A 20,792-nucleotide genomic window follows, 5' to 3' on the forward strand; every position below is an offset into this window, starting at 1 on the left:
ATGCACCGCACATGACGCCACCCATAATTCGACACCGCAGCGGCCCGCCGGCCACCCCGCCCAACAACGACAACCGGAATTCGCTGATTCTGGCTGTGGCGGTGCACCTGCTGCTGCTGGTTGCCCTGATCTTTGGCGTGAACTGGCATACCGAGAACCCTGGCCCCGTCCAGGTGCAGCTCTGGGCAGACGGCAATTCGCCCGTCTCGCCCCCGCCCACGCCGCAACCCGAACCGCCCAAGCCGCAACCCAAGCCCCAGCCCGAGCCGGAGCCGGAAAAGACGCCTGAGCCGCCTCCTCCGCCGCCCCCGCCGCCGCCTCCCGAGCCCGAACCGCAGGTTCAGGCCAAGACCGAGGAAGTCGATCCCGAGATCGCCATCCAGGAAGCCAAGAAAAAGCGCGAGCAGGAAGAGAAGGCGCGCGAAGCCGCCGAGGCCGCCAAGGAAAAGGCGCGTCTCGAGGAAGAGCGCAAGCAGGCCGAACTGAAGGAAAAGAAGCGCCTCGAGCAAGAACGCCAGGCCGCCGAGAAGGCCGCGGCTGAAAAGGCTGCCGCCCAGAAGGCGGCCGCCGAGAAAGCTGCCGCCGAGAAGGCCGCTGAGAAAGCCGCCGCTGAAAAGGCCGCAGCCGAGAAGGCCGCAGCTGAAAAGGCGACTGCCGAGAAGAAGGCCAAGGAAGAAGCCGCCAAGAAGGCGGCTGCTGAGAAGGCCGCCGCTGAAAAGGCCGCTGCCGAGAAGGCCGCGGCTGAAAAGGCGGCTGCTGAAAAGGCCGCCGCCGAGAAGGCTGCGGCTGCCAAAAAGGCTGCCGCAGACAAGGCGCTGAAGGACGCGTTCCGCAACGACGCCCTGGGCGCAGCCGGCATTCCTGGCGGCACCGCCGACCGCAACCAGGCTGGCGGCGGACGCGACAGCGGCTATGGCGCCAAGGTCCGCGCCTGCGTGCAACCCGGGGTGGCGTATCCGCCCCCGCCCCGCAGCGGCTCGGGAAATCCGACCGCGCGATACCGGGTACAGTTAGGTTCTGACGGGAAGGTGAATGGCGTTACGTTGACCAGTTCTTCTGGCAACTCCGGCTTCGACCGCGCGGTCGAGACGGGCATCCGCCGTTGCAACCCGTTCCCGAAGCCCTCGACGGGCCGCTACGAACCCATTATTGACGTTGTCTACAGAATGTATGACTGACAGGAGATTGACGAACATGACTCCCGCTTATAGTCGACGAGTACCCACTCTCGCGCTCTGGAGAGCGTATGGAATCGGACTGCTGATGGTGGCGCTTGCCTGCCTGATGGCCATGAAGCCCGCCCACGCACAATTGCGTGTCGATATCTCCGGCACCGGCGCCACGCAATACCCCGTGGCTATCGCCGACTTCGCCGTTGACGATACCCACGGCCGCGCGCTGGCCGAAGTCATCCGCGCCGACCTTACCCGCACCGGCCAGTTCCGCCTGATCAACGCGGCCGGCTCCGGCCTGAACGTCGACTCCCCGATCGCCCACGACGACTGGCGCGGCAAGGGCGCCGACTTCATCGCCTACGGCAGCATTACCCGCGGCGCCGATGGCCGCTACGACGTGCGCTACCGCCTGGCCGATACGGTCAAGAAGTCGCAGCTGGACGGCGTGGCCTTCTCGGGCACCGAGCAGGAACTGCGCCGCGTGGCCCACCAGATCGCCGACCGTATCTACGAAAAGATCACCGGCGTTCGCGGCGTGTTCTCGACCCGTATCGCCTACGTGCTGAAGAAGGGTTCCACCTACGAACTGCAGGTGGCTGATGCCGACGGCCAGAATCCGCAGGTTGCCCTGCGCTCGCGCGAGCCGATCATTTCGCCGTCCTGGTCGCCCGATGGCGCCAAGCTCGCCTACGTGAGCTTCGAGTCCGGCAAACCCGTCGTCTACGTGCACACGCTGGCCACCAGCGCCCGCGCACCGGTCGCCAATTTCAAGGGCAACAACAGCGCCCCCGGTTGGTCGCCTGATGGCAGCAAGCTGGCTGTCGCCTTGACGCGTGACGGTTTGTCGCAAATTTACGTCGTTAATGCGGCCGATGGCTCGAATCCGAGCCGAGTTACGCGTTCTCCCGGGATTGACACCGAGCCGAGCTTTACGCCCGACGGCGCTTCCATTATCTTTACGAGTGACCGCAGCGGCGGGCCGCAAATCTATCAGACCGGCTCGACAGGCGGCGAAGCACGCCGTCTCACGTTTAATGGTGGTTACAACATCTCACCCCGAATTTCCCCCGATGGATCGACGCTGCTGTACGTTGCAAGACGAGACGGCGCGTTTCGAATCGCATCTCTGAACTTGTCCACTGGTGCCGAAGCCTTGCTGACTGATGGTCGTGACGATCAGTCGCCCAGCTTTGCGCCCAACGGAATGCAAGTGCTCTACGCCGCCATCCAGAATGGCCGTAGCGTGCTGGCAGGTGTGTCAAGCGATGGACGCGTGCGACAAACGCTTTCGGTACTGAACGGGGAAATACGTGAACCGACTTGGGGCCCATTCATTACCCGATAACACGTGTGACTCTCTTTGCAAAGGAACTATCATGAAGTCGCGCATTGCCAAAAGCCTAACCATCGCCGCTCTGGCTGCCGCCCTGGCAGCTTGCAGCTCCGTCCCTCTCGACGATAAAGCGGGTCAGGGTGGAGGCGCTGGCCAAGGATCTTCGGCCTCTGGCCAAATCCTTGATCCTTTCAACCCCCAAAGCATCCTGGCGCAACAGCGCTCGGTGTACTTTGATTTCGACAGCTACACCGTGTCGGACCAATACCGTGGCCTGGTCGAAACCCATGCCAAGTACCTGGCTTCGCACCAACAGCAAAAGATCAAGATCGAAGGCAACACCGACGAACGCGGCGGTGCTGAGTACAACCTGGCCCTCGGCCAGCGTCGTGCCGACGCCGTGCGTCGCATGATGACCCTGCTGGGCGTCAGCGACAACCAGATCGAAACCATCAGCTTCGGCAAAGAAAAGCCGCGCTCGACGGGTACGACTGAAGCCGACTTTGCTGAAAACCGCCGCGCCGATATCAACTATCTGCGCTAAGATTTTCGCTTAGTCTGGAGCCCTACCTCGCGTCGGGACGGCCAGCCGGCCGTCCCGACGTTTGTTTTTATACCCGGGAATATTCATGCGCGATTACGTTCTGTCCCTGCGTCCCCTGATTGTGGCCACTGGCCTGGCGCTTGCCGCCCTCACGGCCCCCGCTCACGCTTTTTCCGACGATGAAGCCCGCAAGGCCATCCTGGATTTGCGCCAGCAGGTGCAGCAGCAGAACGAGCAAAGCCAACGCGCCAAGCTGCAACTGGCCGACCAGATCCAGTCGTTGCAGCAGGAAATCGCCCAACTGCGCGACCAGCTTGAACTGGTGTCGCGCCAGCAACCCAGCGCCAAGCCGGGTACCGCGCCGGGCAGCGCCAATCCCCCGGGCGCCTCCGCCGGCGATCCCCAGGAACAGACCGCCTATGACGGCGCGATGGACCTGTTCCGAAAGGGCCAATACAAGGAAGCGGCCGAATCGCTGGCCGCCTTCACCGCGCTTTATCCCAACAGCCAGCTCGCGCCCAGCGCCCAGTTCTACCAGGGCAGCAGCCGCTATGCGCTGAAGGACTTCAAGGGCACCATCGAGCAACTGAACGCCATGGTCCAGAAGTCGCCGGATAACGCCCGGGCGCCCGACGCGCTGCTGATCATCGCCGGCAGCCAGATCGAACTGAACAACCGCGCCGGCGCCAAGACCACCTTGCAGCGCATTGTTCGCGACTACCCGACCACGCCGGCCGCCACCACGGCCAAGAGCCGGCTGCAACTGCTGCAGTAATGCGGCACGCCGCAAGCGCGGCAGGCGCTTACCGCCACATTCTTCGCCGCCGGGCGGGGCTCATTGCCCTGCTGCTGGCGGCGATTCTGTTTGCGCTGCTGATCGACTTCACCGTGGGCCCGTCCGGCCTGCCCTGGCGCGCGCTCTGGCAGACGCTGGCCGCGCCGGGCGACGCCGACCCGACCTATCGCGTGATCGTCTGGGACATCCGCCTGCCGTCCGCGCTGATGGCCGCGCTGGTGGGCATGGCGCTCGGCTTGGCCGGCGCCGAGATGCAGACCATTTTGAACAACCCGCTCGCCAGCCCGTTCACCCTGGGCGTGTCTTCGGCGGCCGCCTTTGGGGCGTCGCTGGCGATCGTGCTTCAGTTCGGATTGCCCGGCATTCCGGCCGGCTGGCTGATTGCCGCCAACGCTTTCCTGTTTGCCCTGCTGGCGGCGCTGCTGCTGGACGCCGTGGCCCGCTGGGGCGGCATGAATACGTCTGGCGTCGTGCTGTTCGGCATCGCCATGGTGTTTACCTTTAATGCGCTGGTGTCGCTGGTGCAGTTCACGGCCAGCGCCGAGGCCTTGCAGAACCTGGTGTTCTGGACAATGGGCAGCCTCACGCGTTCAAGCTGGACGACCGTGGGCGTGCTGGCGCTGGCGTTCGCGGTGGCGCTGCCGCTGGCCATGCGGCAATCCTGGAAGCTGACCGCCTTGCGGCTGGGCGAGGACCGCGCCGCGAGCTTCGGCGTGGACGTGCGCCGCGTGCGGGTGTCGGCGTTGGCGCGCGTGAGCCTGCTGTCCGCGCTGGCCGTGGCATTCGTGGGAACCATCGGTTTCATCGGGCTGGTCGCGCCGCACATTGCGCGGCGGCTGTTCGGCGAAGACCACCGCTTTTATCTGCCGGGCAGCGCGCTGGTGGGCGCGGTGATCCTGTCGCTGGCGTCCATTGCGTCCAAGAATCTGATGCCCGGCGTGGTGGTGCCCGTGGGGATCGTGACCGCGTTGGTCGGCATCCCCTTCTTCGTGTCCGTCGTGCTGCGCCGCCAATTGCCATGACAACGCCGGCACACACGACCCAATCTTCCGGACTGACGGTGCAAGCGCTGACGGTGGGCTACGGGCGCGAAGACGTCCTGCACGACCTGTCGATCCCCCCGCTGGCGCCGGGCAAGGTGACGGCGCTGCTGGGACCCAACGGCAGCGGCAAGTCGACGTTGCTCAAGGCTCTGGCGGGTCTGGTGCGGCCCCGGGCGGGCAACGCGGCGCTGGATGGGCTGGACCTGACCCGGCTGGACCACGGCGAGCGCGCGCGCCACGTGGTGTATCTGCCGCAGAGCCTGCCCGCGGCGGTTCACCTGCGCGTGTTCGAATCGGTACTGGTCGCGGCGCGCGCCAGCGACGCCGCGGCGGGGCCCGTTGATCTGCAGGCCATCGACCAACTGCTGGCGCGACTGGGTATTGCACATCTGGCGTTGCACTATCTGGACGCCCTTTCCGGCGGACAAAAGCAACTGGTGGGCCTGGCGCAGGCGCTGATCCGCCATCCGCGCGTGCTGCTGCTGGACGAGCCGCTATCGGCCCTCGATTTGAACTATCAGTTCCACGTCATGCGGCTACTGCGGCAAGAGACGCGAGAGTATGGCCTGATCAGCCTGATCGTTTTGCACGACTTGAACGTGGCCCTGCAACACGCGGATCAGGCAGTGATGATTCACGAGGGGCGTCTGCACGCCGCGGGAGCGCCGGCGGACGTCATCACGCCGGATTCGCTGGCCGACGTTTATGGCGTGGAGGCGCGCGTGGAATCGTGCTCGCAGGGGCGGCGGCAGGTGCTGATCGACGGGCTTCAGGCGCACCCCGGCTGACCGGGGCGGGCCGCAGCGCAGGCCGGGGTCTCCGGCCGCATGCTCGAATCCGAATCCCAGACCCAAAGATCAAACCGGGGCCTTCAGGCTCGCAGCGCCACGTCCGCAACCGGCGCGCCGGTCATGTCCGCCAGCTGGGCGGGCGACAGGTTGAACACGGTGTGCGGGTGGCCGGCGGCGGCCCACAGGCTTTCGTAATTGAAGAGATCCGCATCCAGCAGCATCACGGGTTTGACCGCGTGGCCGATGGGGCAGACGCCGCCGATGGCGTAGCCGGTCATGTCGCGCACAAAACGCGCATCGGCCTTGGCCAGCGGGCCGACCTGCGCCGCGACCTTGGCTTCGTCCACGCGATTGGCGCCGCTGGCGATGACGAGCACCGGTGCGTCGTCGGTGGCGCGGCGAAAGATGATGGACTTGGCGATCTGGGCGACTTCGCAGCCCAGGCCCGCAGCCGCTTCCGCCGAGGTCTTGCCCGACTGGGGCAGCACCACCACGGGTTTGTCGTGCCCCATGTCCACCAGCAGGCGCGCAACGCGCTGGGCGGATTCCGGCAAGGCGGCGATGGATTCTGGCGACATCGTTGAAAACTCCGTTCTAGAAAACAGGCGCGCGGGCGGACTCCCGCCGGCGCGCCGCAGACGAGTGTATCAGCGTCCGGCACGCCCGCTGCAACGCGATGCCGGGCTAGAATGCGTGCCTGGCTTCACCTCCCGATCCACATGCGTTCCGAACCCGTTCTGCCCCTGCAAACCGCGTCCATCGGCGGTTACGCCATGTCCTACACCGAGTACGGCAGCGGCACGCCGCTGGTGCTGGTGCATGGCTCGCTGTCCGACGCCCGCTACTGGAAGTCGCAAATGGCGCCGCTGGGGCGTTCTTTCCGGGTGCTGGCCGTGTGCCTGCGCCGGTATTGGCCGGAGACCTGGGACGGCGAAGGCGGCGGCTTTTCGGTCGAGCAGCATGCCAGCGACGTGCTGGAATTCATCGACACGGTGGCCGGCGGCCCGGCCCATCTGGTAGGCCATTCGCGTGGCGGGCGCGTCGCGCTGGAAGCCGCCCTGCGCCAGCCCGACTCGCTGCGCAGTCTTACTCTTGCGGACCCCGGCCTGTCGCTGCCGGGCTGCAAGGATGAACGCGGCGGTTTCCGCCAGCGCGCCCTGACGCTCATCCGGCAAGGCGACGTCGAAGAAGGGCTGGCCCTGTTCGTGGACACAGTGACCGGACCCGACACGTGGCAGCGCATGGTGCCGTGGTTCAAGGAGATGGTGCGCGACAACGTGGGCACGCTTTTCGCGCAAGTGGACGAGCAGCCCGACGCCTTGACGCCCGCGCAGATCGGCAGCCTGACGATGCCGGTGCTGCTGATCGGCGGCGCGCTCAGTCCGGCGCCCTATCCGGCCGTGCTGGATGCGCTGGCGCAGTGGCTGCCGCAAGCCCAGCGCCTGGATATCGTGGGCTCATCGCACGGCATGAACCTGGGCAATCCGCGCGCCTTCAATGGCGCCATTCAGGAATTCCTCGGCGGATAACGGACGCACCCGTCAGGGTTCGACGGACGGCGTGTGCTTCAGGCGGCGCAGCACAAAGGTGGAGCGGCTGTGCCGCACACCGCGCAGCTTGTACAGGCGCTTGCGCAGGAATTCCTCGTAGCCCTCCGTGCCCGCCACGGCGACCTTGATGAGGTAGTCGTATTCGCCCGTCACCAGGAACGCCTCGACCACTTCGGGCAGGCGGCTGATCTCTTCGCCAAAGCGCGCCAGCGTGTCGTCGTCGTGGTGCTCCAGCGTGACTTCGATCATTACCGTGTCCGGCAGCCCGAGCGCCTTCTGGTTCAGCAAGGCCGCATAGCCTTCGATCACGCCCGCCTCTTCCAAAGCCTTGACCCGGTTCCAGCACGGCGTCGGCGACAGGCCGACCATGTCGGCCAGCTTCAGATTGGTCAGCCGACCGTCCGCGCGCAGCGCGCGGAGGATCTTGCGGTCGGTTTCATCGAGTTTGGGCAATGTGGGCATCGTGGGCGATATGTGAAGACAGAATCCCTGCGAAGGCGGATTTTACAGAAAGAAGATTCTTCAGATTGCCGCAAACAGGCGGGAATCAGGAAACCTATTTTGCGCGTGGGCACGTAGACTTTCCCCAAGGCATGCACCTATCCCGCACGCCCCGATTCGGCGCTTTCGCTGCGGCACAACCCGGCGGGTGCGCCGGCAGTTCCCACGCAGCAAGCCCGCGCGCCGATCCGCGCGGCCGGAAATCATGCCCAACACAGCAGCACCCGCAAAACCCGGTCTCGGCCTGTCCGGCGCCGTCATGCTCTTCAGCGCTCCGGCGCTATTCGCTTCAAACATGGTCGCAGCCCGCTGGGCCCACGACGCCAACCTTCCCCCCGTTTTCCTCGCGTTCGGCCGCTGGCTGATTGCCCTTCTGATCCTCTTGCCGTTCGCCCTCCCCGCGCTGCGCACGCATCGCCGGGCGCTGTGGCGCGGCTTGCCGGCGCTGTTGCCCTTGGCCGTGCTGGGCATGGGCGTGGCGGTGGCGCCGCAGTACATCGGCGCGCAGACCACCAGCGCCACCAATATCGCGCTGATCTTTTCGTGCAGCCCGCTGCTGGTGACGCTGCTGGAAGCCGTGATCTGGCGCAAGCCGCTGTCCGCGCCGCGCGCGGCCGGCCTTGCGCTGGCGCTCGGCGGTGTGCTGGTGGTGCTGACACGCGGTGACGCCAATGTGCTGGCCCGGTTGGCGTTCGGACAAGGCGACTTGTGGGTGCTGCTGGCGGCCACTGGGTGGGCGTTCTACACGGTGCTGCAAAAGCGTCTGACCCTGCCGGCGGTGCCCGACAGCGCGCGGCTGGCGACCATGATGCTGGGTGGCGCGCTGGCGCTGGCGCCGTTCGCGGGCATTGAAGCGGCCGCCGGCATGGCGCCTGCCTGGACGGACCCGCGCCTGGCGGCGGTGCTGCTGTTTCTGGCGGTGGTGCCTAGCCTGGGCGCCTATTACGTGTACGGCCGGCTAATCAGCGTGGCCGGCCCCGCGACCGCGGGCCTGTCGATGTTCCTGGTGCCGGTCTACGCGGCGCTGCTGGCCTGGCCGCTATTGGGCGAGGCGCCGCAGCTCTTTCATGCGTATGGCTTTGCGATGATCCTGCTGGGCGTGAAGCTGGCCGCGTCGCGGCTGCGCCCGGCGGCGGCCGCGGCCGCCGCCTGACATACCGCGGCGACAAACGCTGCGGCCGGAAATTCGGCGGCCTGGAATCCAGCCGCTCGAATCTCAGTCACCGGACAATCAGCGGCCCGCGCCCTGCGCCGCCATGATTTCCTGCGCCACCTGACGCGGCGCTTCGGCGTAGTGCTTGAACTCCATCGTGTACGTCGCGCGGCCCTGCGTCAGTGACCGCAGCGACGTCGAATAGCCGAACATCTCGGCCAGCGGCACTTCGGCGCGTACGACCTTGCCGCCGCCGCCCGCGATGTCTTCCATGCCCTGCACCATGCCCCGGCGCGACGACAGGTCACCCATGACGTTGCCCGTGAAGTCCTCGGGCGTCTCGACCTCGACCTGCATCATGGGTTCCAGCAGCACCGGATCGGCGCGCCGCATGCCTTCCTTGAATGCCATCGAACCGGCCATCTTGAAGGCGTTTTCGTTCGAGTCGACGTCGTGGTACGAGCCGAAGAACAGCGTCGCCTTCACGTCCACAACCGGGTACCCCGCCAGCACGCCGGCGTTGAGCGCTTCGCGGATGCCCTTGTCCACTGCCGGAATGAACTCGCGCGGCACGACGCCGCCCTTGATGGCGTCGACGAACTCGTAGCCCTTGCCCGCTTCCTGCGGTTCAAGCTTGAGCACCACGTGGCCATATTGCCCGCGGCCGCCCGATTGCTTGACGAATTTGCCCTCGACCTCGTTGCAGGCCTTGCGGATGGTCTCGCGGTACGCCACCTGCGGCTTGCCCACCGTGGCTTCCACGTTGAATTCACGCTTCATACGGTCGACCAGGATCTCCAGGTGCAGCTCGCCCATGCCGGAGATGATGGTCTGCCCGGACTCTTCGTCGGTGCGCACGCGGAACGACGGATCTTCCTGCGCCAGGCGGCCCAGCGCGATGCCCATCTTTTCCTGGTCGGCCTTGGTCTTGGGTTCCACGGCCTGCGAGATGACGGGCTCGGGAAAGACCATGCGTTCAAGGATGATGATGTGCGAGGGATCGGTCAGCGTGTCGCCGGTGGTGACGTCCTTGATGCCCACGGCCGCGGCGATGTCGCCCGCGTAGACTTCGGTGATTTCGCGGCGCTCGTTGGCATGCATCTGCAGGATGCGGCCCAGGCGTTCCTTCTTTTCCTTGATCGGGTTGTAGACCGAGTCGCCGGATTTCACCACGCCGGAATACACGCGGAAGAACACGAGCTGCCCCACGAACGGATCGGTCATGATCTTGAAGGCAAGCGCGGAGAACGGCTCGTTGTCGGTCGGGTGGCGCTCGATTTCGTTGTCGCGCTGGTCGTGGCCCTTGATGGCGGGCACGTCCACCGGCGACGGCATGTAGTCGATGACTGCATCCAGCATCGCCTGCACGCCCTTGTTCTTGAACGCGCTGCCGCACAGCATCGGCACGATCTCGTTGGCGATCGTGCGGGCGCGCAGGCCTTCCTTGATTTCCGCTTCGGTCAGGGCTTCGCCGGACAGGTATTTTTCAAGCAGGGTCTCATTGGCCTCGGCGGCCTTTTCCACCATCTTGTCGTGCCATTCCTGCGCCTGGTCCTGCATCGCCGCGGGGATGTCCACGTACTGGAACTTCACGCCCTGGCTGGCGTCGTCCCAGATGATGCCTTTCATCTTGACGAGGTCGATCACGCCTTCAAAGTGGTCTTCGGCGCCGATCGGCAACTGGATAGGCACGGCATCGCCCTTCAGGCGTTCGGCGATCTGGCGCTGCACACGCAGGAAATCCGCGCCGACACGGTCCATTTTGTTGACGAAGGCCAGGCGCGGCACCCGGTACTTGTTGGCCTGGCGCCAGACGGTCTCGGACTGCGGCTGCACGCCGCCCACGGCGTCATAGACCATGACGGCGCCGTCGAGCACGCGCATGGAACGTTCGACTTCGATGGTGAAGTCGACGTGGCCCGGCGTGTCGATGATGTTGATGCGGTGTTCGGGGTAGTTGCCCGCCATGCCTTTCCAGAAGGCGGTGGTGGCGGCCGACGTGATGGTGATGCCGCGTTCCTGCTCTTGTTCCATCCAGTCCATCACCGCGGCGCCGTCATGGACTTCGCCGATCTTGTGGGTGATGCCGGTGTAGAAGAGGATGCGCTCGGTGGTCGTCGTTTTGCCTGCATCAATATGGGCGCTGATGCCGATATTGCGATAAAGCTCGATGCGCGTCTTGCGGGTCATGGCCTCTTCCTACGGTTGGATGAAGATGCGTAAATATTACGCGCCGTGCGGCAAGATACAAGCCTGAATCGGCCTTGCGAAGGGTCTTTGCGAAGGCAATGAGTTTGCCCCCGCCATACCAACGTATAAGCGCATGCGCGGCGCATAAAAAAGCCCCTCCGACGGAGGGGCTGTGGCGCATGCGGCGGCGCGCGGTGCGCACCACTTTGGCGCGCAATTACTTCTTGTCTTCCTTGACGCGATAAACCAGCACGGCGGTGGTGGCCAGCGACAGCACCTTGGCGGTGACGCTGCCCAGCAGCAGGCGCGACAGGCCGCTGCGGCCGTGGCTGCCGATGAAGATCAGGTCGCAGCCGGCGTCGGTGGCGGCCTGAACGATGCCGTCGGCGACGTTGAAGTTGGACACCGCGCGCGCATCGGCTTTGACGCCGGCAGTGTCGGCGCGGTCGATGATCTGCTTGAGGTACTTGTCGGCTTGCTCGGCGGAGGCCTTTTCGTAGTCTTCGTCGGTGATGGCATAGGCCGCAGCCATGCCGTCAAAACCGATGGTGGCCGCGAACGGCTGCGTCACGTAGAGGGCGACGACTTCGGCGCCAACCGAGCGCGCGAAGCAGATACCTGCGTTGGCGGCTTGTGCCGAGAGCGGAGAACCGTCGGTGGGAATCAGGATCTTCTTGAACATCTTGCCTGCTCCTGTTTTAAAGGAATCTTTATGCTACCGGAAAGCCGCCGGGTCCACATCCGTCGAACCGGTGGCCTTGACGAGGGTCAAGGCCGGGTTTATCCCAACTGTTGGGCAGCCGCGAACAGGTTCGTGCAGCGGGTGCCGGTGCGGCAGTATGCCAGGACCGGACCCGGCAGGGTGCGCAGCAGTTCCGCAAAGCGCGCGACGTCGGCGGCCGTCATGGCGCTGCCCACGACGGGCTGGTATTCGATCTGCAGACCGGCTTCCTGCGCGGCGCGCGACACGTCGGCGGCGGTGGGCTGGTCAGGACCGCCCTCGAAATCGGGGCGGTTGATGATCACGCTCTTGTAGCCGGCGGCGGCCACGTCGGCCATGTCGTCGGGACCCAGTTGCGGGGCGACGGCAAAGTTCTGGGTGAGAGGCTTGATGGGTGCGGACATGACGGTTCCTTCGGTGACTGGCGAGGTGGCTCGGAATTATTGATTGTAGGACCCGTTCTGCGCGAAAAGTTTTTCCAGTTCGGCCCAGATTCCCCGGTGGTCGGCAACGGATACCGAAAAGCGCAGCATGGTGGACGGCGCCTGCGTCGGCGAAAACAACGTGCCGGGCGCCAGCAACAGGCCGCGGTCAGCGGCTTCGCGCGCCAGCACCTCAGAATCGCGCCCGCAATCGGCCCAGACGAACATGCCCCCGTGCGGCTCGTGCGGGATGGTCAGGCCCAGTTTCAGCAGCCCTTTCATGCACCGCTGGCGCGCGTCATCGACCCGGTGCCGCACGCGCTCGATATGCCGCCGGTACTGCCCTTCCATGAGGACGCGGTGCACGACGCGCTCGCCGAGTTCGGGCGAGGTCAGCCCCGCCAGCATTTTCAGGTCGGCCAGCTTCTGCAGCAGTTCGGAATTGGCGGCCAAATAGCCGACACGCAGGCTGGCCGCCAGCATCTTGGAATAGCCGCCCACGTAGATGACGCGGTTAAGCCGGTCCAGCGCGGCGAGCTTGATGGCGCCCCCCGGATGCAGCTCGCCGTAGGTGTCGTCTTCGACCACCATGAAATCGTGGCGCTCGGCGATGCGCAGAATGCCGTAGGCCGCTCCCGCGGACAGGGTGTGGCCGGTGGGATTGTGGACCGAGCCATTGATGATGAAGAGCTTGGGCTTGTGCTGCGCGGCCAGTTGCTCGAGCAGGTCGAGATCGGGGCCGTCCGGGCCGCGCGGCACGCCGATCAGGCGGGCGCCAAAGGCAGCCAGCCGGCCGAAGATCACGAACCAGGCCGGGTCCTCGACCAGAACGGTATCGCCCGGCTTGACCAGATGGCGCGCGATGAGGTCCAGTCCGTGGGTGACGCCGTTGGTCGTGAGCAGGTTGAGTTCGGGATGGGCGGGCACGCCTTCGTTCTGCAGGACCGCCGCAATCTGCTGGCGCAGCGGCGCGAAGCCCTGGGGGCTGCCGTAGCTGACGAGGTTGGCGCGCACCGAGCGGCCCACGGCGCGCACGGCCCCCGCCACCATGTCGGGATCCAGCCAGTCCGCGGGCAGCAGGCCCGCGCCGCCCGGCATGCCCGGCGCGGTCGATTCCCGGAACATGCTGCGCAGCAGCCACGCGATGTCGACCCGTGCGGGCGGCGCGAGCGTGCTGGGCGCGGCCGCGGCCACCGCCGTCAGCGGGCCGCTGCGCGCCTTTACGAAAAACCCCGCGCCCCGGCGCGACTGCACCAGCCCGCGCGCCACGAGGCGGTCGTAGGCTTCGACCACGGTAAAACGGCTGACGCCCGACTGTTCGGCCATTTTGCGGATGGACGGCAGGCGCGTGCCGGGCCGCAGGCCTTGCTCGTCAATGCGGCGGGCCAGGCCATCGGCCAGTTGCGCCACCAGCGTGGCATCGGCCTGGCGCACGGGCTGCCAAGGCAGGGAAGATGGGGGGGAGTGAGCAACTGTCATGGAGATTTGACCAGGCCAGTGATTAAAGTGACTGCGAAGGTGTACCGGTACTGTACTGACGGCTGTGCGTAGAGTGACAGCAATGCCGCAAACCTGCAACCGCAGGCGCTGCGGCCATGTCACTTTTTACGGTGCCGTCATGTCCCGTCCCGCGCTTTATGCCACGCCTTCGGCCGCCCCCGCCGCCTCGACTTCCCTCTGGGAGGGATACGGCTATGGTTTCCTGGGCGTGCTGGTGTTTTCGCTGACCCTGCCAATGACCCGCGTCGCGGTGGCCGAGTTGTCGCCCTTGCTGGTCGGATTGGGCCGTGCGCTCATCGCCGCCCTGCCCGCCATCGCCCTGCTGTGGCTCACGCGAAGCCGCCGGCCCAACCGGCAGGAATGGCCGGGCGTGATTCTGGCGGCGCTGGGCATCGTCGTGGGTTGGCCGCTGGCCTCGTCGATGGCGATGCAGACGGTGCCTTCGTCGCAGGGCGCTGTCTTCAACGGCCTGCTGCCGCTATCCACCGCCGCCTTTGCCGCCCTGCGCAGCGGCGAGCGTCCATCCGCCGCCTTCTGGGGCTGGGCCGTCGCCGGCGCCGCGCTGGTCACCGCCTATGCGCTGCGCCAGGGCGAAGGCACGCTGACGGCCGGCTACCTGTGGTTGCTGGTGGCGGTGGTGCTGGGCGGAATGGGGTACGCGGAGGGTGCGCGGGCCTCGCGCACGCTGGGCGGTTGGCGCACAATATGTTGGGCGCTGACCATCAGCGCACCGGTGGTTGCCCTGCCCGTCGGCTGGATGGCGGCGCAGCAGCCCCACTGGCCCAGTTCCGATGTGGTTGCCGCCTTCGCCTACCTGGCTTTCGGCTCAATGTTCCTGGGATTTTTCGCCTGGTATCGCGGCTTGGCCGCCGGCGGAATTGCCCGGGTCGGACAAGTGCAATTGCTGCAACCCTTCCTTACCGTCGTGGCCGCTGCTTTGCTGTTTGGCGAAACCGTGGAGGCGACGACGTTCGTGTTTGCCGCCGCCGTGATCGCCGTTATTGCCGGCGGACGCCGCGCCATCGTAAGGACCCCGACATGAACCTGTTTCCCGCCAATTGGGCCGAAGTCCCGCTGGCCTCGCTTTCCCTCCTGGGTCCGCTGGCGCTGTTTGCACTGGTCAGCTCGATCACGCCCGGCCCCAACAACGTAATGCTGGCGTCGTCGGGCCTGAACTTCGGATTCCGGCGCAGCGTTCCGCACCTGCTGGGCGTGAATCTGGGCTTTACGCTGATGATTTTTCTGGTCGGTGTGGGCCTGGGCTCGGTGTTCCAGCAGACGCCTGTCCTCTACACCATCCTGAAGTATGCCGGCGCGGCCTATCTGCTTTACCTCGCCTGGAAGATCGCCACCTCGGGTCCGCTGGACGAGGGCGAGGCGCGCGGCAAACCGTTCACGTTCCTGCAGGCCGCCGCCTTCCAGTGGGTCAATCCCAAGGCGTGGGTGATGGCGGTGGGCGTGGTGGCCACCTATACGCCGCAAAACGGATTCTTTGCCAATCTGGTGATCGCGACGCTGGTCTGCGGCATCGTCAACCTGCCCAGCATCGGCATCTGGGTGACGTTCGGTACAGCCCTGCGCCGCGTCCTGCACCGGCCCGCCGCGATCCGCGCCTTCAATGTGGGCATGGCTCTGCTGCTTGTCGCCTCGCTGTATCCGGTCGCGCTGGAACTGCTGCACTGAACAGCGGCTCAGGCCAGCAATCCCACCACGACGGCCGGCGTGACCAGCACGTTGAACAGGCCCGCCATCACCATCACCAGGCCCGCGACCGCGCCTTCTTCGGCGGCAAGCTCTCGGGCCTTGGCCGTGCCGGCGCCATGTGCGCCCATGCCGAACAGCGCGCCGCGCGCCAGCGCCGAGCGCAGCGGCAGCCAGCGGCACATGAGCTGGCCGATGGCCGCGCCGAAGACGCCCGTGACGATGACGAAGACCGCCGTCAGGTCAGGCACCCCGCCCACGTGGGAAGACACCGCGATCGCGAACGGCGTGGCGACCGAGCGCGGCAGCAGGCTGAGCCGCAGGTCCGGCGGCAAGTCCAGCAGGCTGCCCAGCAACCATGCGCTGACACCCGCGATGCCGCTGCCCACGGCCACGCCCGCGGCCAATACCGGCCAGTACCGCCGGATCAGCGCCCGCTGCTCGTAAAGCGGCAGCGCGAACGCCACGATGACCGGGCCCAGCATGGCCATCAGCCAGTGCGAGCCGGACATGTATTCGCGATAGCCGGTATGCAGCAGGATGGCCAGCGTCAGCAGAAGCGCGGGCGCGACGACCAGGGTGGATGTCCACCAATAGGCAAAGCGGCGGTAGAACAGGCGCGCGCAGACATACGCGGCGACGGTGGCCGCCGGCCAGAACAGCAGGTTGAATTCAGGCCGCACGGCGGTTCATCCAGCGATAGCAAAGATCGATCGTCAGCGCCGTGCCGGCCATGACAAGCGCCGTGCCGAGCAGGATCACGGCGAGCAGCTTCACGCCGAGCAGGCCGAGAAATTCGCGGTGGTCCAGCAACGACATCACCGCCGGCACGAAGAACAGCAGCATTTCCCCCAGCAGCCAGCTCGCCCCGCGCTGCACGTTGCGCACGCGCAATCGCCGCGTCGCCAGCAGGACCAGCACCAGCGCCATTCCGATGACGCCGCCTGGCACCGGCAGCCCCGAGGCCTGCGCCATCGCCTGGCCCAGCACGGAGAAAAGGACGATCAATGCAATCTGCAGCAAACGGCTGCGGCGCAGCGCGCTGCGGATAAGGGTGGAATGGCGAAAGCGGGGCATGAGACGAAGATCCAGCGGCAAGCCCTTGTTTTACGCTTCGTAGGCGCATAGATAAAATGAATTCGATGAATCCCATTTATTCCAAACCGGCATAGCGATGGAACTGCGAACGTTGCGCGCGTTGGTGGAGGTCGTCAGGCAAGGCGGTTTCTCCCAGGCGGCCAAAGTGATCCACGCGACCCAACCCACGATCAGCAAGGCCGTTCGGCAACTGGAGGACGAGCTGGGCATGCTCTTGCTGGACCGGCAGGCGCAGCCGCTGCGGCTGACGGCCGCGGGCGAGATCGTGTATCGGCGCGCCCTGAACATGCTGGCCGAACGCGACGACCTGAACGCCGAGCTGGATGACCTGAAGGGCCTGAAACGGGGTGTGCTGCGCCTGGGCCTGCCGCCGCTGGGCAGCAGTTCGCTGTTTGCGCCGATGTTCGCGCGCTTTCGCAGCCGCTATCCGCGCATCGAGATCAGCCTGGTCGAACACGGCAGCCGCCGGCTTGAAGAAATGGTGATGGCCGGCGAAATCGAACTGGCGGGATCGCTCAAGCCCGTGCCGGACCACTTTGAATGGCAGCCCGTCGCGCGCGAACCGCTGGTGGCGCTGATGCCCGCCGATCACCCACAGGCCCGCGCCGAGTCGGTGGGGCTGCACGATCTGCGCGACTCGCCCTTCGTGCTGTTCGAAACAGGGTTTGCCCTGAACCGCATCATCCACGACGCGTGCCAACGGGCGGGGTTCGTCCCGACCATCGCCGCGCGCAGCGGTCAGATCGATTTCATCGTGGCGCTGGTGGCGGCGGGGCTGGGCGTGGCGTTTCTGCCGCGCATGAAGGCCAACGAGGAACTGCATGCGAGCGTGGCTCGCGTGCCTTTGCGTGATTCGGGGACGGACTGGGAGATGGTCCTGGTATGGCGCCGTGGCGGTTATCTGTCGTATGCCGCGCAGGCATGGCTGGCGTTGACGCGCGAGGTCCACCCGGGCACCGCCTGATGGGGGGCCGCGCCCGGACCGGCAGACCTCGGGACAAACTTCCGGCGCCCGCGCCGGAGTATGCTGATGCCGGAACCCGGCCCGACTTGCCGGGTCAGATCATTCATGCCCGCCCTGCCCCGACTCTCCGCCCGCCGCCTGTTTGCCGCCGCCGTGCTTGCCGCCGCCGGCGTGGTCGGCTGCTCCCAACTGGATTCCTGGCAGCGCCAGACCATTTTTTCGCCACAGTCCGAGCCGCAATCCTGGTGGCGGGATCCCGCCGCGGGAACGCAGGTCTATGACCTGACGCTCGATAACGGCGACAAGGTGCGCGCCTGGTATCTGGCCAGCCCCAAAAAAAACGCCCCCACCGTGCTGTACCTGCACGGCGCGCGCTGGAACCTGAATGGCAGCGCGTTCCGCATCGACGGCTGGAGCCGCATGGGGTATTCCATACTGGCGATCGATTACCGCGGCTTCGGTGCGTCCACGCCGCGTCTGCCCTCTGAAGACAGCGCGCTAGAGGACGCCATGGCGGGTCTGAAGGAACTGGCGCGCCTGCAGCCCGATCCGGCGCGCCGCTTTGTGTACGGACACAGCTTGGGCGGCGCAATCGCCATCGACCTGGCCTCACGTCCCGAGCAACCGGACTTCGCGGGCCTGATCGTGGAATCCAGCTTCACCAGCATCGGCGCCATGCTGGCCACGCTGCGCTGGGGCAGCGTGCCCGGCGCCAGCCTGCTCGTCACGCAGCCGTTCGCATCCGTGGACAAGCTGGCCCAGCTGCACACGCCCATGCTGTTCATGCACGGCACGGCCGACCGCGTGGTGCCTCACACCATGAGCGACGAACTCTTTGCCGCTGCCCGCAACGTGGCGCCGGAATTGAAGCGGCTGGTGAAAATAGAAGGCGCCTCGCATTCGGGCGCCTTCCGCAGCGGCACGCAGTACGAGACCGCTGTCAGAACCTTCATGCAGGACGCCAGCCAGGCATACGAGCGCAAGAAGGGTTGACGAGGCGTCAGACGCCGGCGGCAGCGGCGCCGCTGCGGCGGGACAGCCACGCGATCACGCGGGGACGGCTGCGGTCGTACGCCAGGTTGTAGAAGAACGCGTAGGGCAGATAGAACAGCACCAGCGCGATGTCCAGCACGAAGGCTTCCCACAGGCTGATGTTGAGCCACCAGGCCGCCAGCGGAATCACGATCAGGATCAGGCCGAACTCGAAGCCGAACGCATGCAGTACGCGGATGCGGAACGTACGGGTCCAGCCGAAGCGGTTTTCGACACGGTCGAAGCCAGCGTTGTAGATCATGTTCCAGACCAGCGCGATCCAGGCGATGACCGCGGTCAGCACGCCCATTTCGAACAGCGACTTGCCCATGGCCCACGCGGCCACGGGCGCACACAGGCCGATGGCGATAATTTCGAACAAGAAGGCGTGGATGAAACGTTCTTTTAGGGTTTTCTTGGCTTGGGTCATGACCCACCTGCGGTCGAATGCTGAAGAGAGACCGCATTGTCCGCGACATTTCCGGTACGAAAAAGATAATATCCATCGGAAAAACCGATACAACTACCGCCGGGCCACTTATGCGCCACTCCCTCGAATCCCTCGCCGCCTTCGCCCAGGTCGCCTCTGAAGGCTCGTTCTCGGCTGCGGCCCGCAAGCTGGGCAAGAGCCAGTCCACCATCAGCGAGACCATCGCCAATCTCGAGGTGGACCTGAACGTCGCGCTGTTCGACCGCAGTCAGCGCCAGCCTTCCCTGACCGCCGCCGGCAAGGTGCTGCTGGGGCAGGCCTTGCAGGTGCTGGCCGCCAACGATCGCCTGAACCGCAGCGCCAGCCAGTTATCCGAAGGCCTGGAACCCCGGCTCACGGTCGTGCTGTCCGACACGTTCCAGTCGCGCACGTTCGAGGCCATGCTGAGCCAGATCGACGCGCGCTATCCGGCGCTGCGCTTCGAATGCCTGATCGCGGAATACGAGGATGTGGTGGCACTGGTGCAGCAGGGCCGCGCGCACGTCGGGCTGATGGCGGCGCAGGAAAGCTATCCGCCGGACGTCGCGCACGCGTGCCTGGCGGAACGCTCCGAAATCGTCCTGTGCGTGGGGCGCTCGCATCCGCTGGCTACTTTGCCGTCGGTCACGGCCGATCACCTGAAGACCGAACGCGAGCTGCGACTGAGCACCTACGAACTGGACGACAAGGAGGCCACGCCGGCCCATTCGACGTGGTCGGCGCCGGGCTATCTGATGCTGTTGGAAATGGCCAGCCTGGGCTTCGGCTGGACCGAGCTGCCGCGCTGGATGATCCAGCGCTTCGGCCGCGACCAGCTCGTGGAATTGAAGGTGCCGGGTTGGCCGCGCCACATCCATGTCGACGCAGTCTGGTCCACGCGCCGCGCGCTGGGACCAGCGGGCGCCTGGCTGCTGGAAAGCCTTACGCAGGGATAGCGCGCGCCGCCACGGGCAACACGGGCTCCGCGTGCGTCAATGCCAGGCGCGTGATGCTGACGCCATTGGCGCGCAGCCATTCACCCAGCCTCGGATCGGCCAGCACGTCGAATTCGGCGCGCCGCTGGCGAGCCATGGCGCTGCCCCGCTCGCTGCCCAGTGCCGGATGACACATGACGAGATCGCCTTCGCGCGCGTTGAACAGCCAGGTCTGCAAGAAGTGCGCGTAGCGGCGCTTGCCGCCGTCGAACGCATAGACGCCCAGCAGCCGCCTGTTGGTCCGCAAGCCGCTTGAACGGGCCTCGCGCGCCAGCGCCGACGCCCCCAACGCGCCGATCACGCGCGCCTTCACCGACTCCTTCAGCGGCATCCCGCACTGCATGCCGGGCGCGGTCTGGCGCAGCCAGGGCGCCTGCGCGCCCGCCTGCGTGCCATAACGTCGCGCCATTAATGCCAGCAAGCGCTGGCGGATGCCGGGCAGCTGATGCACATGCTGGTGTCCATCCACATAGTCCGGCGCCCGGCCGAACACCGCCTCGAACGCATCGAACTGCCGGACAAGCTGCGCCTCGACCCACGCCGCGTCGAGCAGGCCCGCGTAGGCCTTGAGGATCAGCGCGCCCAACGCGGGCATCGGTTCGGCGCCCGCGCTCAACGTTTCCGACAGATTCAGGTGCAGGCCGATGTCCACATCCAACGCGGCGAGACGCGGCGCGTTGGCCGCGAAGGTGGGTCCCAGCGTCAGGCAACTGACCGCACTGACGCGCCCCACGCCGGCCAGCGCAATCATGCCCTCGTCGACATCCGCATTCATGCCAAAATCATCACCGCACACCACGACGCGTTTGCTCATCGCCGCCTCTCCGTCTTTCTG

At 66.1% G+C, this 20,792-nt stretch carries 23 protein-coding genes; 13 read left to right on the forward strand and 10 right to left on the reverse strand.

What is annotated here, in order from left to right; genetic code table 11:
* Positions 1-11: 11 nt before the first annotated feature.
* The 6 genes from tolA (at position 12) to B2W22_RS23110 (ending at position 5,679) form a co-directional block, all read left to right on the forward strand.
* Positions 12-1,178: a cell envelope integrity protein TolA gene (gene tolA / locus B2W22_RS23085; protein WP_286939668.1), complete on the forward strand. Its 1,167-nt coding sequence runs from the start codon at positions 12-14 to the stop codon at positions 1,176-1,178.
* A gap of 16 nt (positions 1,179-1,194) precedes the next feature.
* Positions 1,195-2,520, forward strand: coding sequence for a Tol-Pal system beta propeller repeat protein TolB (gene tolB, locus B2W22_RS23090; protein WP_175186389.1), 1,326 nt, complete (start codon positions 1,195-1,197; stop codon positions 2,518-2,520).
* A gap of 31 nt (positions 2,521-2,551) precedes the next feature.
* Positions 2,552-3,052, forward strand: a complete 501-nt coding sequence (gene pal, locus B2W22_RS23095; protein ID WP_056564223.1) for a peptidoglycan-associated lipoprotein Pal — start codon at positions 2,552-2,554, stop codon at positions 3,050-3,052.
* An 85-nt stretch (positions 3,053-3,137) separates the two neighbouring features.
* On the forward strand, positions 3,138-3,827 hold the full coding sequence (ybgF, locus tag B2W22_RS23100; protein ID WP_056564227.1) for a tol-pal system protein YbgF: 690 nt from the start codon (positions 3,138-3,140) through the stop codon (positions 3,825-3,827).
* Positions 3,827-4,870 (forward strand): FecCD family ABC transporter permease, encoded by a 1,044-nt coding sequence (locus tag B2W22_RS23105; RefSeq protein ID WP_175125357.1) that lies wholly within the window; start codon positions 3,827-3,829, stop codon positions 4,868-4,870. Before ybgF ends, B2W22_RS23105 begins: the two co-directional genes overlap by 1 nt.
* Positions 4,867-5,679 carry an ABC transporter ATP-binding protein gene (locus B2W22_RS23110; protein ID WP_175186387.1) on the forward strand — a complete coding sequence of 271 codons (813 nt, stop codon included), beginning with the start codon at positions 4,867-4,869 and terminating at the stop codon, positions 5,677-5,679. The genes B2W22_RS23105 and B2W22_RS23110 overlap by 4 nt, the downstream gene beginning before the upstream one ends.
* A gap of 83 nt (positions 5,680-5,762) precedes the next feature.
* On the opposite strand, the gene B2W22_RS23115 is transcribed toward B2W22_RS23110, so the two are convergent.
* Complete coding sequence (locus B2W22_RS23115) at positions 5,763-6,260, reverse strand: YbaK/EbsC family protein (RefSeq protein ID WP_056564234.1); 498 nt, start codon at positions 6,258-6,260, stop codon at positions 5,763-5,765.
* Positions 6,261-6,401: 141 nt separating this feature from the next.
* On the opposite strand from B2W22_RS23115, the gene B2W22_RS23120 reads away from it, so the two are divergent.
* The gene (locus B2W22_RS23120; RefSeq protein WP_175125363.1) at positions 6,402-7,211 is read left to right on the forward strand and encodes an alpha/beta fold hydrolase; all 810 of its coding nucleotides are present in this window, start codon (positions 6,402-6,404) and stop codon (positions 7,209-7,211) included.
* A gap of 12 nt (positions 7,212-7,223) precedes the next feature.
* On the opposite strand, the gene B2W22_RS23125 is transcribed toward B2W22_RS23120, so the two are convergent.
* On the reverse strand, positions 7,224-7,694 hold the full coding sequence (locus tag B2W22_RS23125; protein WP_175125365.1) for an Lrp/AsnC family transcriptional regulator: 471 nt from the start codon (positions 7,692-7,694) through the stop codon (positions 7,224-7,226).
* Positions 7,695-7,992: 298 nt separating this feature from the next.
* Here B2W22_RS23125 and B2W22_RS23130 point away from each other — a divergent pair, with 298 nt between their 5' ends.
* On the forward strand, positions 7,993-8,886 hold the full coding sequence (locus B2W22_RS23130) for a DMT family transporter (RefSeq protein WP_286939671.1): 894 nt from the start codon (positions 7,993-7,995) through the stop codon (positions 8,884-8,886).
* A gap of 78 nt (positions 8,887-8,964) precedes the next feature.
* On the opposite strand, the gene fusA is transcribed toward B2W22_RS23130, so the two are convergent.
* The 4 genes from fusA to B2W22_RS23150 all read right to left on the reverse strand — a co-directional run bounded on the left by fusA (position 8,965) and on the right by B2W22_RS23150 (position 13,698).
* Positions 8,965-11,076, reverse strand: coding sequence for an elongation factor G (fusA, locus tag B2W22_RS23135; RefSeq protein ID WP_286939673.1), 2,112 nt, complete (start codon positions 11,074-11,076; stop codon positions 8,965-8,967).
* Between the two features lie 217 nt (positions 11,077-11,293).
* On the reverse strand, positions 11,294-11,758 hold the full coding sequence (locus B2W22_RS23140; RefSeq protein WP_175125369.1) for a universal stress protein: 465 nt from the start codon (positions 11,756-11,758) through the stop codon (positions 11,294-11,296).
* Positions 11,759-11,856: 98 nt separating this feature from the next.
* Positions 11,857-12,201, reverse strand: a complete 345-nt coding sequence (locus B2W22_RS23145; RefSeq protein WP_062838528.1) for a TIGR01244 family sulfur transferase — start codon at positions 12,199-12,201, stop codon at positions 11,857-11,859.
* A gap of 36 nt (positions 12,202-12,237) precedes the next feature.
* Positions 12,238-13,698: a PLP-dependent aminotransferase family protein gene (locus B2W22_RS23150; protein WP_414631319.1), complete on the reverse strand. Its 1,461-nt coding sequence runs from the start codon at positions 13,696-13,698 to the stop codon at positions 12,238-12,240.
* A 139-nt stretch (positions 13,699-13,837) separates the two neighbouring features.
* On the opposite strand from B2W22_RS23150, the gene B2W22_RS23155 reads away from it, so the two are divergent.
* Together B2W22_RS23155 and B2W22_RS23160 are read left to right on the forward strand one after the other, a co-directional pair.
* Positions 13,838-14,761 carry a DMT family transporter gene (locus B2W22_RS23155; RefSeq protein WP_175125372.1) on the forward strand — a complete coding sequence of 308 codons (924 nt, stop codon included), beginning with the start codon at positions 13,838-13,840 and terminating at the stop codon, positions 14,759-14,761.
* Positions 14,758-15,402, forward strand: coding sequence for a LysE family translocator (locus B2W22_RS23160; RefSeq protein WP_175125374.1), 645 nt, complete (start codon positions 14,758-14,760; stop codon positions 15,400-15,402). Before B2W22_RS23155 ends, B2W22_RS23160 begins: the two co-directional genes overlap by 4 nt.
* An 8-nt stretch (positions 15,403-15,410) precedes the next feature.
* Here B2W22_RS23160 and B2W22_RS23165 read toward each other — a convergent pair whose 3' ends face one another.
* Together B2W22_RS23165 and B2W22_RS23170 are read right to left on the reverse strand one after the other, a co-directional pair.
* The gene (locus B2W22_RS23165; protein WP_286939674.1) at positions 15,411-16,103 is read right to left on the reverse strand and encodes an LrgB family protein; all 693 of its coding nucleotides are present in this window, start codon (positions 16,101-16,103) and stop codon (positions 15,411-15,413) included.
* Complete coding sequence (locus B2W22_RS23170) at positions 16,093-16,497, reverse strand: CidA/LrgA family protein (protein ID WP_175125378.1); 405 nt, start codon at positions 16,495-16,497, stop codon at positions 16,093-16,095. The genes B2W22_RS23165 and B2W22_RS23170 overlap by 11 nt, the downstream gene beginning before the upstream one ends.
* Positions 16,498-16,594: 97 nt before the next feature.
* Between B2W22_RS23170 and B2W22_RS23175 the strand changes: the two genes are divergently transcribed.
* Positions 16,595-17,482 carry a LysR family transcriptional regulator gene (locus B2W22_RS23175; RefSeq protein ID WP_286939675.1) on the forward strand — a complete coding sequence of 296 codons (888 nt, stop codon included), beginning with the start codon at positions 16,595-16,597 and terminating at the stop codon, positions 17,480-17,482.
* A gap of 105 nt (positions 17,483-17,587) precedes the next feature.
* Positions 17,588-18,475: an alpha/beta hydrolase gene (locus B2W22_RS23180; RefSeq protein ID WP_286939678.1), complete on the forward strand. Its 888-nt coding sequence runs from the start codon at positions 17,588-17,590 to the stop codon at positions 18,473-18,475.
* Positions 18,476-18,482: 7 nt separating this feature from the next.
* Here the strand turns inward: B2W22_RS23180 and B2W22_RS23185 are convergent, their stop codons facing one another.
* Entirely contained in the window at positions 18,483-18,944 is a 462-nt protein-coding gene (locus B2W22_RS23185; RefSeq protein ID WP_191578168.1) for a multidrug/biocide efflux PACE transporter, read from the reverse strand.
* 110 nt (positions 18,945-19,054) lie between these two features.
* Here B2W22_RS23185 and B2W22_RS23190 point away from each other — a divergent pair, with 110 nt between their 5' ends.
* Positions 19,055-19,918, forward strand: coding sequence for a LysR family transcriptional regulator (locus B2W22_RS23190; protein ID WP_175125386.1), 864 nt, complete (start codon positions 19,055-19,057; stop codon positions 19,916-19,918).
* Here B2W22_RS23190 and B2W22_RS23195 read toward each other — a convergent pair.
* A complete protein-coding gene (locus B2W22_RS23195) occupies positions 19,905-20,771 on the reverse strand; it encodes a ChbG/HpnK family deacetylase (protein WP_175186382.1) in 867 nt (288 codons plus the stop codon). The genes B2W22_RS23190 and B2W22_RS23195 overlap by 14 nt on opposite strands.
* Positions 20,772-20,792 lie beyond the last annotated feature (21 nt).

The organism is Achromobacter sp. UBA4530 (genome assembly GCF_002388205.1).
Lineage (GTDB): Bacteria > Pseudomonadota > Gammaproteobacteria > Burkholderiales > Burkholderiaceae_B > Achromobacter > Achromobacter animicus.